Raw genomic sequence first — 14,802 nt, forward strand, 5'->3', positions numbered from 1 at the left:
ACAGGTAAAGAAAGAAGAATAGCTTTGTTTAAAGCTATTCTTCTTTTATAATTCACTATATGATATATTGGTAGTATTACATAAATTGTACAGGAGAGGATGTAAATTATGGGGTATTTATTTTTAGCTATAGTATGTAGTTCTTCCATCGCTTTAATTTTCAAGTATAGTGAAGGTTCTAAAATGAACAGGTATGCAGTTACTAGTGTTAATTATTTTACAGCGTTATTTATAAGTTTATTAATGATCATAGCTAAACCATCTATAAAGATACATATAAGTGACATTTCAATAAAAGGTTTTATTTTGGAATGTTCAAAGGTTCTTTCTAAAAACCATGTTTATTTTTCTCCAGAATCGAGCTTTACCTGGGATTTGGTGGTTGGAATAATAGGAGGGGCATTTTTCTTCTTATCCTTTATTTATTATCAAAAGAGTGTAAGAGAAAATGGTGCCTCCCTTTCAGGGACCTTTGGAAAGCTTGGGATATTGGTGCCTATGATATTTTCTGTTTTGTTTTGGAAGGAGATACCTAAACCCTTTCAATGGGTAGGAATATTGATAGCTTTGTTTTCCATAGTTTTTGCAAATATATCTTATGATGAAAATAATAATAAAAGTATAAACTTAACACTTATATTGTTGTTTTTATTTGGAGGGATGGCAGAATTTCAAAACAAACTATTTCAAAAGTATGCACTTCTAAAATATAAAGATGTATTTTTATTTGTTACATTTACTATGGCATTTTTATTAAGTTTATATTTTGCTTCAAAGTCAAAAGAGAAGATATTGAAAAGAGATTTATTAACTGGTCTTTTAGTTGGAATACCAAATTTGTTTTCTTCATACTTTCTTATAATGGCTCTAAATTCTGTTAATACATCCATAGCTTTGCCTGTTTATAGTGCAGGGAGCATAATATTTATAAGTCTTGGAGAGGTATTATTATATAAAGAAAAATTATCTAATAAGAACAAAATAGCAGTGGGTTTAGTGATATTCTCCCTTATCTTAATTAATATTTAAGGAAAATAAAATAATTATTAATCTCTAAGCTTATGTAAAAAGTGATACTAAGGTAGATTAAATAAGATATAATGGAGAAACGTATATTTCCTAGTTAGAATATCTAGTTCTAATAAATTATAAACAGTAACAGAAAACAAATTCAAAAAAAGGTAGTTGATAAATAATTGGAAAAACAGTTTAAAAAGATAGGAACACATGATGGAAAGTTTCATGCAGATGAAGTTATGGCAACAGCTATACTAAATGAAATTTTTGTAACAGAATTAATAAGGACAAGAAATAAAAAGGTATTAGATGAATTAGATATAGTTTACGATGTTAATGGTGGAGAGTTCGACCATCACGGTATTGATAAGGTAATGCGAGAAGATGGAACCCCATTTTCTTCCTGTGGACTTATATGGAATAAGTTTGGTAAAGAAGTAGTGCATTTTAAAAATGAAAGTTTAAATGAAGATCAAATTGATGAGATTTTTAATTTTATTGATAGGAGCTTAGTAGAAGGAATAGATGCCTTAGATAATGGAATATGGATAGATAAATCGGAAATTCCTTTAATGAATATTTCCTCAATTTTATCAGGTTTTAATCCATTATGGTATGAGGAAGATAAAGAAAATCAGAATTTTAATAAAGCAGTTGAATTTGCAACCTCAATTTTAAATAATAAAATCAATTTTAAAATATCGGTGATTAAAGCTAAAGAAAAGGTAGTAAAAGCTTATGAATCTAGAGAAATTCCTGAAGTTATGATACTTGATTCATATTGCCCATATGGGGAGTCACTTAAGGAAATTGATGAATCACAGGAAATACTGTTTGTAATTTTTAAATCTAAAACTAATTATCTTTTGCAAACTATAAGAGGAAAAGATGGTAAGGATAAAAAGAAGCTTCCAAAGGATTGGATGGGTAAAAGAGATGAAGAGCTTGCAAATGTAACAGGGGTTAGTGATGCTACATTTTGTCATACTGGGAGATTCATTGCTGGAGCTGTTTCATTAGAAGGAATTAAGAGGCTAGCAAGTTTAGCAATTCAAGAGCCTTATGAACATGAAAGCATAATGGACAAGATTATGAAATTTGTAAGAAGATTATTTATATAAATCATTGAAGTGTGATACAATAAATGGGATTAAGTTACATTAAATGGTACTGATTGGGAAGATGAATTATATGAAAAGTTAAATGGATATAGATATTATTATAGGATAGATATAATTAGGGGAGGTTATCATGGATAATTTAGAAAGTATAATATCAATTAAGAATTTAGAAATGAGTTATGGTAGTAAAAAGGTACTTAAGGGAATAAATTTAGAAATCCCAAGAGGGCAAATAATAGGGTATATAGGAGCTAATGGTGCTGGCAAGAGTACTACTATAAAAATAATGCTTGGAATAATACAAGGTTATGAGGGAAAAGTAGAAATATTAGGACAAGATATAAGTGATGGAAGTGTTGAGTATAAAAAGAGAATAGGATATGTACCAGAACTTGCAGATATATATGAAAACTTAACTGCTTATGAATATATAAGCTTTTTAGGTGCAATATACGGATTAGAAGAGAAAAAGCTTATTGAAAGATCAAAAAAGTTAATGGGGTTATTTGGGATTAAAACAACTCTAAACTCTAGGATATCTTCATATTCAAAAGGTATGAAACAAAAGCTACTTATAATATGTAGTTTGATTCACAATCCAGATATATTGTTTTTTGATGAGCCTTTAAGTGGACTGGATGCTAATAGTGTAATGGTATTTAAAGAAGTTATGCACACTCTTGCAAAGGAAGGAAAGACTATATTTTATTCATCCCACATAATGGATGTTGTAGAGAAGGTAAGTGATAGAATATTACTTTTAAATGATGGTAAGGTAGTTGCTGATGGAAGCTTTGAAGAGCTTCGTAATAAAAGCCAAGGGTCCCTTGAAGAAATATTTAATCAGCTAACAGGCTTTAATGAGCATGAAAAGATTGCTAGTGATTTTGTTTCTTTGATTAAAGAGGTGTAATTATGAAAGATTTTAAAGTGTTAAATATAGTAGATAGGTTTCAGTGGTTATATAAAAAATTAGGTGTTAATTATAATACCATGAGAATGATTTTACAGATAAAATTAACTATGGATAGTCGTAGGGTAAGTGTTGTTATGAGCAATAGCAACAAGGATAAGGAAAATGACAAGAATAATTATATACAATCACTTATGATAAATATGTTAATCAGCATATTTACTGGACTTATAATAATGTATAATGTGACATCTATGGTAGCTGCAAATATAATAATAGGTATAAACTTATTTATGATGGTATCAATTATGATATCTGACTTTTCATCAGTTTTATTAGATGTAAGGGAGAAAAACATATTATTGCCAAAGCCTATAGATAATAAGACCTTTAATGCAGCAAAGACCACTCATATATGCATATATTTAATGGGGTTATCACTCTCATTAACTTTAATTCCATTAATTATGGGTACAGTGAAATATGGTGCCTTATTTTTTGTGATATTTCTAGTAGAAAACATACTTTCAGTATTGATAGTTATATCCTTAACTTCTTTAATATACACTTTAGTTTTAAGGCTTTTTGATGGGGAAAAGCTAAAGGATATAATAAACTATTTTCAAATAATACTCGCCTTTGTATTGGTATTTGGATATCAATTAGCTGGCAGGATTTTTAGCGGTGTAAATATGAAGGGACAATATGTACCTAAGTTTTGGCATGCGTTACTACCATCTATGTGGTTTGCATCTACTTTTGGAATATTAATAGACGGAAATAAAGAAGCATTTTTAATATTTTTATCTGCATTAGCAATAATAGTTCCAATTGCATTAATGGTTCTTTATATTAAGAAATTAGTGCCTTATTTTGAGAAAAATCTTCAAAAGTTAAATGATAATGGAGGAGCTATAAGGAAAGGAAGCGAAAAGAGAAAAGACCTTATAGCTTCATTAGTTTGCAATGATAATATTGAAAAGAGTATGTTTAAATTTACTCAAAACATGATATCTACAGAAAGAAATTTAAAGCTTAAAATATATCCATCCTTAGCAACAGCTTTATTTATGCCAATTATTTTCATATTTATAGATAGGAATGGTGGCAATTCTTTTATGGATAATATTAAGACAAGTTATGGTGGAAAAGTTCATTTACTAATGTATATAAGTATACTTCTACTATGTTTTTGCACAGCATATATAAATAATAGTGATAGCTATAAGGGGGCATTTATATACAAAGTATTACCAATAGAAAATCCAGGAATAATATTAAAAGGGGCAATAAAAGGAGCATTATTTAAGCTTGTAATACCACTTTATATATTAGAATCAGTATTATTTTTAATACTTAAAGGGCCAGCAATAATTCTAGACTTAATGGTAATGTTTTTAGTTCTTTTAATAATATCCGTAATTTACTTTAAAATATCAAATGACCGCATGCCTTTTAGTGTAAAGTTTACTACAACAGATAGTTCTAAGCTTTTGGTACCAACTATAATCTGCATACTAGTACTTGCAGTATTTGCTTTAATCCATATAGCTATCAGAAATAACATTACGCTTCTTGAAATTTATGCAGTAGTACTTTTAATAGTTAATATTATACTTTGGAAGACTAGCTTTAAGGTAAGTTGGAAAGACATAAAAATGTAAGCTATTTCTATATCATGTTAGGAACTCAGAAGTACTAACGTAATATGGAATATATAAAATTTTTTATTGGACCATTTCAAAATTTTATTTTGAAATGGTCCCTTTTAGAATGAAAATATAAAAACATTGCTTAGCTTCTAGTATATAAATTATTTATAACAAAGATAAGTTAATAAAGAAAGATACAATAATAAATTTATTAATTATCATAAGGGGGCTATTGTAAATTCATATAATCAACTATGATTTTATAGAGTTAGTCTATTGGACGCAAAGAGTTCACAGTGTTAGAATAACTGAGGAGTACAATGATTGAATTGACCTTAATTGGAGATAAAATACAGTTAGTGTTAAGGTATAATTTTTAGCAATAAAAATTACAAATTTATATTGAATGCTCTGATTTATTTTAAAGTAAGTTCTACAAGGTGTTGAAAAGTCTCTTAATAGTTTATGTCAATTTAAATAAAGGTAATATTAAGTAGAAGCATAACATCACTTATTTTAGATGCTAAAAGCTGGACAAGTGAGTATAGCTATATAATAAATTTTTAAGGAGGAAAGAAATATGATAAGGAAAAAAAGATTTATGATTTTAGTTTTATCGGTTATAGTTGGCGGGACATTTTTAGTGGGATGTGGGAATTCAAAAACAGCAACTACAAATCAAGATAATAATAAAGAAGAAAAAACTATTTTAGTTGGCACATCTCCAGATTATTATCCTTGGTGTTATACACAAAACGGGAATTTGCAAGGATTTGAAATTGATGTATGGAATGAAATAGGTAAAAGGGCAGATTATAAAGTTGAATTTAAACAATCAAAGTTTGCTGGATTATTTGGGATGCTTGATGCCTCGCAAATAGATACTGTAGCTCATCAGATATCTACAACTCCAGAAAGAGAGGAAAAATATAATTTTACTGAAACTTATGCATATAGTGGATATAGTTTTGTAATAAAAAAAGATAGTGATTATAGTAAGGTTGAGGATTTTAAAGGAAAAAAGATAGGCTGTACTTTAGGAGGTAATGGAGAAAAAACATTAAAGAAAATCAGTTCAGAAAAAGAATTAGGTTTAGACATTGCAACTTATGATCAAACTCCTATGGAAAAGGATGTTGAAATTGGAAGGTTAGATGCAGCATGGATAGGTACTGTAAAGGCAAAGACAGTAATAGAAAAAGAAAAAATGGATTTGAAATTATATGATCCTAAGTACGTTTTTGAGGTAAATCAATATCCATTTAAAAAAGATGATAAAAATAAACAAAAAATCGAAGATATAAATAAAGCTATAAAATCTATGCATGAAGATGGAACTTTTACGGAACTTTCAATGAAATGGTTTGGTTTAGATACAACAAAAAGTAATTAAGGTGTGATTTAATATGAAAAAATTTGATTTGCCATATTTTTTAAATCTGTTACCTTTGATGATAAAATATGTAACAGTTACTTTTAAGATGTCTATACTATCTTTAGGATTTGGTCTTTTTTTGGCTATAATAATAGCTTTAATAGTACATATGAAAGTTAAAGTAATGTACCCGATTGCAAAAATGTGGGTGTCATTTTTCAGAGGAACCCCTTTAATAGCTCAGTTATTTTTTTTGTATTTTGGATTAGTGCAAATTTTCCCTAGTTTAAAAGGGATAGATGCATTTACAGCAGTGGTTATAGGACTAAGTTTTAATGCTTCCGCTTATATGGCAGAAACATTAAGGGCCGCTATAGGTTCAGTGGACAAGGGACAGATGGAGGCTTGTTTATCTGTAGGGATGAGTTATATGCAGGCAATGAGAAGAATTATACTTCCTCAAGCAGCTAGAGTTGCTATACCACCATTATCTAATAGCTTTATAGATATTATAAAAGGTTCTTCTTTAGCTTTTACATTGGGGGTTACAGAAATTATGGCAGTCGCTCAAAGTGAAGGAGCTTCTAGTTATAGATTTTTAGAATCTTTTACAGCCGTCATATTATTATATTGGATAATAATATCAATATTTTCGTATATACAAAAGATACTTGAAAAGAAAATGAATGAAAGTTATTAGGAAGTGATATTGTGATAAAGATCCAAAATTTGCACAAGAATTTTAATAATGTAGAGGTTTTAAAGGGCATAAATTTAGATATAAAAAAAGGAGAGGTTGTTGCTATAATAGGTCCTTCAGGAACAGGAAAGTCTACGCTTTTAAGATGTATGAATTTTTTAGAAAGACCTGATAAAGGTATAATAGAAATAGATGATTTGAAAATAGATGTAGAAAAAGTTACGAAAAACCAAATACATCAACTAAGAACATACACATCTATGGTTTTTCAAAGTTATAATTTATTTAAAAATAAAACAGCCATACAAAATATAATAGAGCCATTAATTACAGTTAAGGGAATTAATAAGAATGAAGCAAAAGAAATAGCTATAGATATATTAAAAGAAGTTGGATTAAGTGATAAAAAAGACTTTTATCCATCAAAACTTTCCGGTGGTCAGCAACAGAGAGTAGCAATTGGAAGAACTATGGCAGTGAATCCCAAAATAATGCTTTTCGATGAGCCTACTTCAGCATTAGACCCTGAATTAGTAGGAGAAGTCCTCAATGTTATAAAAAAATTAGCATATCAAAAAACGACTATGATAATAGTAACTCATGAAATGAAGTTTGCAAAGGATGTAGCGGATAGAATTATATTTATGGATGGAGGTAATATAATAGAACAGGGTCCCCCAGATAAAATATATAACTATGCAGAAAATCCTAGGACTATAAAATTCTTAAAGCAAGTTCAATTAGAATAGAAAAGTAAAGCTATAAATATATAATTAATCATTGTTTTTATAATGTAACAGGTGGGTTTTTCATAGCATAAGATATTATACAACAATTAGATGTAAAGGGGATTTTATGTATACTTCTTATTTTAGAGCTAATGATGCAAGTCCTGGAATTGTGGCTTATGCTAGGGGAGATGTAAATGGAGATAGGATAATTGATAATATATATTTAACTGGCATAATGACATCAGATAGTCCATTTGTTCAAGATATAACACTTGTAATACAAGATGGTATGACAGGTAGATTCACTAGTATACCGCTTAAGGAAAACACAGGATATAGCCCTACCATACTTTTAAGAGATTTCACAGGTGATGGCGTAAGTGACATACTAATAGGAATTAATACAGGTGGCAGTGGTGGCATAATGTATTACTATATTTATTCTTTTATTAATAATACACCAAGACTGATCTTTGATTTTGATGTATATAATCAGCAATATGAATATCAGGTTAATTATAAAGACAACTACAAGGTGGAAGTTATAAGTGAAGAAAATAATAAAATGTATATCATAGATATATCTGATAAGGGTGAGGAATACTTAAATGAGATATATGATAAAGATGGGAAGCTTAAAGAGCCAATTGAAGGTTTTGTAAATCCGCTCAGTGGTTTATATCCTGTGGATTTTGATTCAGATGGAGTATATGAGCTACTAGGATATCAAAAGATAGCTGGAAGATACAATGCAGATTCTTTAGGTTATATTTTGAATACCTTAAGATGGAAGGATAATATGTTTGTTTTAGATAATCAATATTTAGCTATTTTTGGAGCGGATATACAGTAGGATTTAAATTTAAAATATTATTAAGATTAAATAACATAAAAAGGTCAGATATATCTTAAAGATTAATCTGACCTTTTTTACTTTGTTTTTTGTTTATTATAATTACATAATTTAAAATTAGGTTAGTAATATGAAATTAGGCAGGTAATTTTATTATACAGGCGCATTACCAGGAGATAAAAGGGAAATAAGTTATTTTGATTACAAAGGTATGGTTATTATACAAGTCCTATTAATCTAGCGGTATTTGCAACTATAAAGCAAATAATAATACCAGTTATGGTTGGAATAAGGAAGGACACTAGGGTCCACTTAAAGCTTTGAGTTTCTTTTCTTATAGTAAGACAGGTGGTAGCACAAGGCCAATGGAATAAAGAAAATAGCATAACACATACTGCGGTTAAAGAGGTCCAACCATTAGAAACAAGAAGAGTTCTTAACTGAACTAGGCTATCGAGTTCAAGCATGCTTCCTGTGGACATATAGCTCATAATTATTATAGGAATAACTATTTCATTTGCAGGGAAACCCAAAATGAATGCCATTAATATATAGCCATCAAGGCCAATAAGTCTTGCAAAAGGATCAAAAAAGTTGGCACAATGAGTTAATATACTTAAATCACCTATAGTAATATTAGCCATTACCCATATAATAAGTCCAGCTGGTGCTGCTACCATAACTGCGCGACCAAGTACAAATAAAGTTCTATCGAATATGGAGCGCACAATAACTTTCCCTACTTGGGGCTTTCTATAGGGTGGTAGCTCTAAAGTAAAGTTTGATGGGATACCTTTTAATATTGTTTTTGATAAAAGTTTAGATATTAAAAGGGTCATTACTACACCAAGGATAATTACAGCTGTAAGTATTAGGGCAGAGATTATGGACTGAAAGGGACCAAATATAGCTGAGGAAAAGAACATGGTTATAATTGCTATAAGAATAGGAAACCTTCCATTACAAGGTACAAAGTTGTTTGTGATTATGGCAATTAGTCTTTCTCTTGGTGAATCAATTATTCTACATCCTATTATGCCGGCAGCATTGCAACCAAAGCCCATGCACATTGTTAATGCTTGTTTTCCACAGGCACAGGACTTTTTGAAATAATTGTCAAGGTTAAAAGCAATTCTAGGTAGATACCCTAGATCTTCAAGTAAGGTAAATAGAGGGAAAAATATAGCCATTGGAGGAAGCATAACTGATATTACCCAGGCAAGAGTTCTATATATACCAAGAACTAATACCCCGTGGACAAAGGGTGGAGTACCAAGTGAGGTAAAGAAAATTGTAAGCTTATCTTCAATCCAAAATAATCCCTTAGCTATAAGCTGTGATGGAACATTAGCTCCGGTAATGGTAATCCAAAAGACTATAGCTAAAAGAAGAATCATAATTGGAATTCCAAACTTTTTAGAGGTAAGATATTTATCTATTTTTCTATCCTTGTTATTGTAATTTTTATTTTTAAAGGAAACTACCTCATTACTTATGCTTTCTGATATAGTTACTAGTTTAGAAACAACTTTATCACGAAAGGTATCTGAATCAATATGCTTTTTACTTAAAAATTCACGGACTTCATCAACTTTTTTTATAATATCCTCTTCTTTAGTTAAGTCAAAATTAAGATATTTATTAATGGAAGCTAAGAGAGTCTTATCACCATCTATGATCTTTAATGCTAACCATCTAGAATTAAGAGTATTTTGAAATTTAAGTTTAATAATGTCTTGAACTTCACCGATGGCCTCTTCTATAGGGTCATCATATACAACACTTAATGTGTTAGGGATAATATCCTTAGATGAAACCTCTAAAACAGCGTCCATTAGATTATTTAAGCCGTCACCATGTAGGGCACTTGTTCCAACTACAGGAACTCCAAGTTTTTTTGAAAGCTTATCTATGTTTATTGATATGCCCTTTCTCTTTGCTTCATCCATTAAGTTAACGCATACTACAACCTTTGAAGTTATCTCAAGAGTTTGCAAAACAAGATTTAAATTTCTTTCAAGGCAAGTTGCATCAACTACAATTACTGTTGTGTCTGGATTTCCAAAACATATAAAATTTCTAGCAACCTCTTCTTCAATGGAATTTGCCATTAAGGAATATGTGCCTGGAATATCCACTAGGATAAAATTATTATTTTTATAAAAATAATTTCCGTGAGCATTCGTTACAGTCTTGCCAGGCCAGTTACCAGTATGTTGATTTAAACCAGTTAAACTATTAAAAACTGTACTCTTACCTACATTAGGATTACCACCTAAGGCTATTATCTTATCATTTAGGTTTATTTTATTGATTTTCAGCTCTTCTTCAAGCATATTTGAATTAGTTGATTTATAAGCTTTGGCCATTAATGTTCCTCCCTAAGAATATTGAAAACTTATATATTTTAAAATAAACTTTTATAAATATGAGTTTAAAGTGCTTCTACCAAAATCATAGAAGACATTTCACTTCTAAGAGCAATGACAGTACCTCTAATAAGGTAGGCAATAGGGTCTCCAGAAGGGCTTTTATGCAATGGTTTTACTAGAGTATCATAGGTTAATCCTAAATCTAACATCCTCCTTCTTATTAGACCTTCAGAAGTAAGGTCTTTCACTTTGCAGCTTTTACCAAGAGGTAAAGAATTAAGTGTAATATAGCAATCATTCATATAAAAATACACCTCCTATATTATTTTATTTAATACTAATAAGTTCGACGATTTAGTGTAGAGAAAGAAACTTTCCCTAAGCTAAGATATGATAAATACTTTCTAAGTGTTACTAGTATATATAAAATATAAGGTATTAAAAAATATAGTTTTAATAGAAGAACATATTGACTAATTACTTTTTTCAATATGAGAAAAATGATATTAAAAAAAGGGTGGCGATTTAGTGACTGATGAATTTTATACTGTACGTGGATATGAATTGAAAAGAGAGAGTAAAAATATGCTTACCCCTGCATTAGAAGATTATCTTGAAATGATTTATAGAAACTCAATGAATGAGGATTATATTAGAATAAATATACTTGCAAAGCTTTTAAATGTTAAGGACTCTTCAGCTTCAAAAATGGTAAAAAAACTAGGAGAGTTAAAGCTTGTTAATTATGAAAAGTACGGAATAGTAACCTTAACAGAGGAAGGTAAAAAGCTAGGTGAGTTTCTACTAAATAGACATAACGTAATAGAAAACTTTTTATCTCTTATTGGATGCAAAGAGGACATTCTTCTTCAGGCAGAATTAATTGAGCATACTATTACCCCTGATACAGTGGATAATATAAAAATTTTAAATGACTTTTTTGAGGAAAATAAAGAGGTGTTAGAAAAATATATGAATTATAAAAAGTATATTAATAGAAGGTAGTTCAAGGGTAAAAAGGGTGATTTAATTATATTAAACAATATCCCCTTTAGTAATATTATGATTTTCATCATTAAGTAGTTCATCGTATAACTCATTAATGATTTTATTAATATCATCTTTTTTAAGGCCCATGTAATGAGCATCAATTAAAACTTTTTTAAGTCCATCTTTCAGTTTTACTATATTTTTAGCCTCTATTTTGGGTGTATAATCAATAGCCACGAAGGTTCCTTTTCCTCTTAAAGTTTCTATTATATGCATTCTTTCAAGTTCGTTGTAGGCCTTACTTACAGTGTTTGGATTTGTAGTAAGGATTTTAGCAAGTTCCCTTACGGAGGGCAATTTATCTCCAGGTAAAAGCATGCCCTTTATTATGCTCTCTTTAACTGAATTAATAATTTGCTTGTATATAGGAGAATTATTTCTAGGGTCAACTGTAAAAATAATAATCACCTCCAACATTAATTGCGATAACTGTACTATGCAATATAGTACAGTTTTATTATAATGTAACTAATACAATTGGTCAAGAAAATGCACAAACAAAAATATTTTTATTGACAAACTCTTATGTTTAAGATTACTATATATATATGTACTATTTGGAGTAGTACACTACTACACCAAATACATATGAAAGCTGTTATGTAAATATTATAATTTATAGTAATTTTAGATACTAGCAATTAAATTAGAATTAATAATAAAAGTAATTATATGAGGAGGTTTAACATGGAAGTAAAAACTATAGTACAAATCAAGAATGTTACAAAGAAGATTGGTAAAAAGACAATAATAAAGGGGCTTACTTTTGACGTACGTTCCGGTGAAGTATTTGGATTTCTAGGACCAAATGGAGCGGGTAAAACTACTACTATTAAAATGCTTTTAGGTCTTATGTCTATTACTGAAGGTGAAATGTATATTGATGGATTAAATGTTGAAAAAGATTTTGAGGGGGCAATTGCTAAAGTAGGTGGAATTATTGAAAATCCAGATTTATATAAATACTTAACAGGATATCAAAATCTTGTTCATTTTTGGAGGATGTACCCAGATATAAAAAAGGAACGTATCGATGAAGTTGTAAAGATTATGGGTCTTGAAAACAGAATACATGACAAAATAAAGACATATTCTCTAGGTATGCGCCAAAGGTTAGGGGTTGCACAAGCGCTAATTAACTCTCCAAAACTATTGGTGCTAGATGAACCTACTAATGGATTAGATCCGGCTGGTATTCATGAATTGCGTAATCATTTAAGAACACTTGCAAGAGAAGAAAATATTGCAATAATTGTATCAAGTCATTTGCTTTCAGAAATGGAGCTTATGTGCGATAGGGTAGGGATTATACAAAATGGTAAATTGGTTAAAATTCAAGATATGGAGGAAATGCTTGAAGATAATGGAGATATGGTTATTTCTTTAGCTGTTACACCAATTGAAAAGGCAAAAACTTATTTAAATAGTCTTAGTAATAAATATAAACCCGAAATAAAAGATAAAGAAATTGAAATTATAGAAGAGATAGAAAATATTCCAGAATTAGTTGAAAAGCTTGTAGCACATGGAATTAAAATTTATGGTGTTCATAAAGTGCATCAAAGCTTAGAAGAAAAGTTCTTAGAAATGACAGGGGGTAACCAAATTGCGTAATATGATTAACTTGATTCGGAATGAAAATATGAAGCTTGCTCATAGTATAAGTACGTGGATAATGGTGGGGATAGTAGTTATTATGATAGTAGCAGTTGGACTTGTATCAAGATTTGCAGGTACTGAGGCACCTAAAAGTGATTGGAAAACAGATGTAATAACTGAAAATGAGTCTATTAACAAAAACATAGATAATCCTGAAATAAGTGAAAATCGAAAGGCTAATCTTACAAAGCAATTACAAACTAATGAATATCATCTTGAACATAACATAGAACCTATACAAGGTGAATCCTTATGGGGATTTGTAGAAGGAATAGCAAAGGTCATGATAAGTTTAATCTCACTTTTTGCTATTGTAATGGCTGGTGGAATAGTAGCTAATGAGTTTTCTGGAGGAACAATTAAACTATTACTGATTAGACCTTCAAAACGTTGGAAGATTTTACTATCTAAATATATTTCGGTTATGGGATATACTCTTTTAATGCTTTTAGTACTTTTAGTAGTGTCATCTCTTGTGGGAGGAATATTATTTGGATTTAAAGAAGCAAGTATGCCATTCATCGCAAATTCTAATGGGAAAATTACTGAAACTAATATGATAGTACATATTGTACAGCTTTATGGACTTCAGTGTATAAGTTTAGTTATGATGGTTACTTTAGCCTTTATGATTTCTACAGTTTTCCGTAATAGTGCAATGGCTATAGGAATTGGGGTTTTTCTTTTAACTGTGGGTACTACAGTAACAATGCTACTTCTTAAATACGATTGGTCAAAATATATTTTATTTGCAAATGTAGATTTGAATCAATATATTGATGGAGATCCATTAGTTAAAGGAATGACAATGACATTTTCGATTATTGTACTTCTAGTTTATTTCGTAACTTTTAATGTTATTTCATATATAGGTTTTACAAAAAGAGATATAGTAGCATAATATTATAAATAAAATATGCACCACCTAGATAAATATTATATAATATTTATCTAGGTGGTTTTTTAAAAGGATTTCCATGTATTTGGGAAAAGTGTATCTTTTGTGATTACATATTGGATAATTATACCTCAGAAGAAGAAATCAACGAAGTTAACTTTAAGGTTTTAGAAGTTATCAATTCAGGTAGTTGTTTTGAACTGCCAATTAAAACCTTGGAGATAATAAAAGAAAAAGGTATAGAAAAGCTATTTTTAGAAAGTCATTGGTGTTACAAAAATAAGGTGAAAGATATGAGAAAATATTTTTATATTCCTATAATATTTAAAATTGGAGTAGAATCTTTTGATTATAAATTTAGAAATGAATTTCTAAACAAAAATGCTAAGTTTAAAACAGTAGAGGAATTAAAAGAAAACTTTGATTCTCCTTGTATAATGGTAGGTATCAAGTGATTCTTA

14 protein-coding genes and 1 pseudogene are annotated in these 14,802 nt (G+C 29.4%); 12 read left to right on the forward strand and 3 right to left on the reverse strand.

Annotated elements, in window-relative coordinates:
• Positions 1-108: 108 nt before the first annotated feature.
• The 8 genes from BV55_RS0107985 to BV55_RS0108020 all read left to right on the forward strand — a co-directional run bounded on the left by BV55_RS0107985 (position 109) and on the right by BV55_RS0108020 (position 8,362).
• Positions 109-1,029: an SMR family transporter gene (locus BV55_RS0107985; RefSeq protein ID WP_029452306.1), complete on the forward strand. Its 921-nt coding sequence runs from the start codon at positions 109-111 to the stop codon at positions 1,027-1,029.
• Between the two features lie 167 nt (positions 1,030-1,196).
• Complete coding sequence (locus tag BV55_RS0107990) at positions 1,197-2,138, forward strand: MYG1 family protein (RefSeq protein WP_029452307.1); 942 nt, start codon at positions 1,197-1,199, stop codon at positions 2,136-2,138.
• A gap of 130 nt (positions 2,139-2,268) precedes the next feature.
• The gene (locus BV55_RS0107995) at positions 2,269-3,051 is read left to right on the forward strand and encodes an ABC transporter ATP-binding protein (RefSeq protein WP_029452308.1); all 783 of its coding nucleotides are present in this window, start codon (positions 2,269-2,271) and stop codon (positions 3,049-3,051) included.
• A 2-nt stretch (positions 3,052-3,053) separates the two neighbouring features.
• Complete coding sequence (locus tag BV55_RS0108000) at positions 3,054-4,715, forward strand: hypothetical protein (RefSeq protein WP_029452309.1); 1,662 nt, start codon at positions 3,054-3,056, stop codon at positions 4,713-4,715.
• 568 nt (positions 4,716-5,283) lie between these two features.
• Positions 5,284-6,096 (forward strand): transporter substrate-binding domain-containing protein, encoded by an 813-nt coding sequence (locus BV55_RS0108005; RefSeq protein WP_423752105.1) that lies wholly within the window; start codon positions 5,284-5,286, stop codon positions 6,094-6,096.
• A gap of 13 nt (positions 6,097-6,109) precedes the next feature.
• The gene (locus tag BV55_RS0108010; protein ID WP_029452311.1) at positions 6,110-6,778 is read left to right on the forward strand and encodes an amino acid ABC transporter permease; all 669 of its coding nucleotides are present in this window, start codon (positions 6,110-6,112) and stop codon (positions 6,776-6,778) included.
• Between the two features lie 11 nt (positions 6,779-6,789).
• A complete protein-coding gene (locus BV55_RS0108015; RefSeq protein WP_029452312.1) occupies positions 6,790-7,527 on the forward strand; it encodes an amino acid ABC transporter ATP-binding protein in 738 nt (245 codons plus the stop codon).
• Between the two features lie 106 nt (positions 7,528-7,633).
• The gene (locus tag BV55_RS0108020) at positions 7,634-8,362 is read left to right on the forward strand and encodes a hypothetical protein (RefSeq protein ID WP_029452313.1); all 729 of its coding nucleotides are present in this window, start codon (positions 7,634-7,636) and stop codon (positions 8,360-8,362) included.
• Between the two features lie 218 nt (positions 8,363-8,580).
• On the opposite strand, the gene feoB is transcribed toward BV55_RS0108020, so the two are convergent.
• Both feoB and BV55_RS0108030 read right to left on the reverse strand, forming a co-directional pair.
• Positions 8,581-10,731: a ferrous iron transport protein B gene (gene feoB / locus BV55_RS0108025; protein WP_029452314.1), complete on the reverse strand. Its 2,151-nt coding sequence runs from the start codon at positions 10,729-10,731 to the stop codon at positions 8,581-8,583.
• A gap of 65 nt (positions 10,732-10,796) precedes the next feature.
• The gene (locus BV55_RS0108030; protein WP_029452315.1) at positions 10,797-11,036 is read right to left on the reverse strand and encodes a FeoA family protein; all 240 of its coding nucleotides are present in this window, start codon (positions 11,034-11,036) and stop codon (positions 10,797-10,799) included.
• A gap of 226 nt (positions 11,037-11,262) precedes the next feature.
• On the opposite strand from BV55_RS0108030, the gene BV55_RS0108035 reads away from it, so the two are divergent.
• Positions 11,263-11,739 carry a metal-dependent transcriptional regulator gene (locus tag BV55_RS0108035; RefSeq protein WP_029452316.1) on the forward strand — a complete coding sequence of 159 codons (477 nt, stop codon included), beginning with the start codon at positions 11,263-11,265 and terminating at the stop codon, positions 11,737-11,739.
• Between the two features lie 30 nt (positions 11,740-11,769).
• Here BV55_RS0108035 and BV55_RS0108040 read toward each other — a convergent pair whose 3' ends face one another.
• Entirely contained in the window at positions 11,770-12,183 is a 414-nt protein-coding gene (locus BV55_RS0108040; protein WP_157469707.1) for a GntR family transcriptional regulator, read from the reverse strand.
• 288 nt (positions 12,184-12,471) lie between these two features.
• On the opposite strand from BV55_RS0108040, the gene BV55_RS0108045 reads away from it, so the two are divergent.
• The 3 genes and pseudogenes from BV55_RS0108045 to BV55_RS0108055 form a co-directional block, all read left to right on the forward strand.
• Positions 12,472-13,398, forward strand: coding sequence for an ABC transporter ATP-binding protein (locus BV55_RS0108045; protein WP_029452318.1), 927 nt, complete (start codon positions 12,472-12,474; stop codon positions 13,396-13,398).
• Between the two features lies 1 nt (position 13,399).
• Positions 13,400-14,344: an ABC transporter permease gene (locus BV55_RS0108050; RefSeq protein WP_029452319.1), complete on the forward strand. Its 945-nt coding sequence runs from the start codon at positions 13,400-13,402 to the stop codon at positions 14,342-14,344.
• A 32-nt stretch (positions 14,345-14,376) separates the two neighbouring features.
• Positions 14,377-14,793: pseudogene (locus BV55_RS0108055) on the forward strand (radical SAM protein); the annotation flags it as partial.
• Between the last annotated feature and the right edge of the window lie 9 nt (positions 14,794-14,802).

The sequence above is a fragment of the Clostridium algidicarnis genome, from assembly GCF_000703125.1.
GTDB lineage: Bacteria > Bacillota > Clostridia > Clostridiales > Clostridiaceae > Clostridium_L > Clostridium_L algidicarnis.

Bases quoted from the DNA above. Each gene is read 5' to 3' on its own strand.
- feoB (WP_029452314.1), bottom strand. From the start codon at position 10,731: ATGGCCAAAGCTTATAAATCAACTAATTCAAATATGCTTGAAGAAGAG.
- BV55_RS0108010 (WP_029452311.1), top strand. From the start codon at position 6,110: ATGAAAAAATTTGATTTGCCATATTTTTTAAATCTGTTACCTTTGATG.
- BV55_RS0107985 (WP_029452306.1), top strand. From the start codon at position 109: ATGGGGTATTTATTTTTAGCTATAGTATGTAGTTCTTCCATCGCTTTA.
- BV55_RS0108020 (WP_029452313.1), top strand. From the start codon at position 7,634: ATGTATACTTCTTATTTTAGAGCTAATGATGCAAGTCCTGGAATTGTG.
- BV55_RS0108045 (WP_029452318.1), top strand. From the start codon at position 12,472: ATGGAAGTAAAAACTATAGTACAAATCAAGAATGTTACAAAGAAGATT.
- BV55_RS0108000 (WP_029452309.1), top strand. From the start codon at position 3,054: ATGAAAGATTTTAAAGTGTTAAATATAGTAGATAGGTTTCAGTGGTTA.
- BV55_RS0108030 (WP_029452315.1), bottom strand. From the start codon at position 11,036: ATGAATGATTGCTATATTACACTTAATTCTTTACCTCTTGGTAAAAGC.
- BV55_RS0108050 (WP_029452319.1), top strand. From the start codon at position 13,400: ATGATTAACTTGATTCGGAATGAAAATATGAAGCTTGCTCATAGTATA.
- BV55_RS0108005 (WP_423752105.1), top strand. From the start codon at position 5,284: ATGATAAGGAAAAAAAGATTTATGATTTTAGTTTTATCGGTTATAGTT.
- BV55_RS0107995 (WP_029452308.1), top strand. From the start codon at position 2,269: ATGGATAATTTAGAAAGTATAATATCAATTAAGAATTTAGAAATGAGT.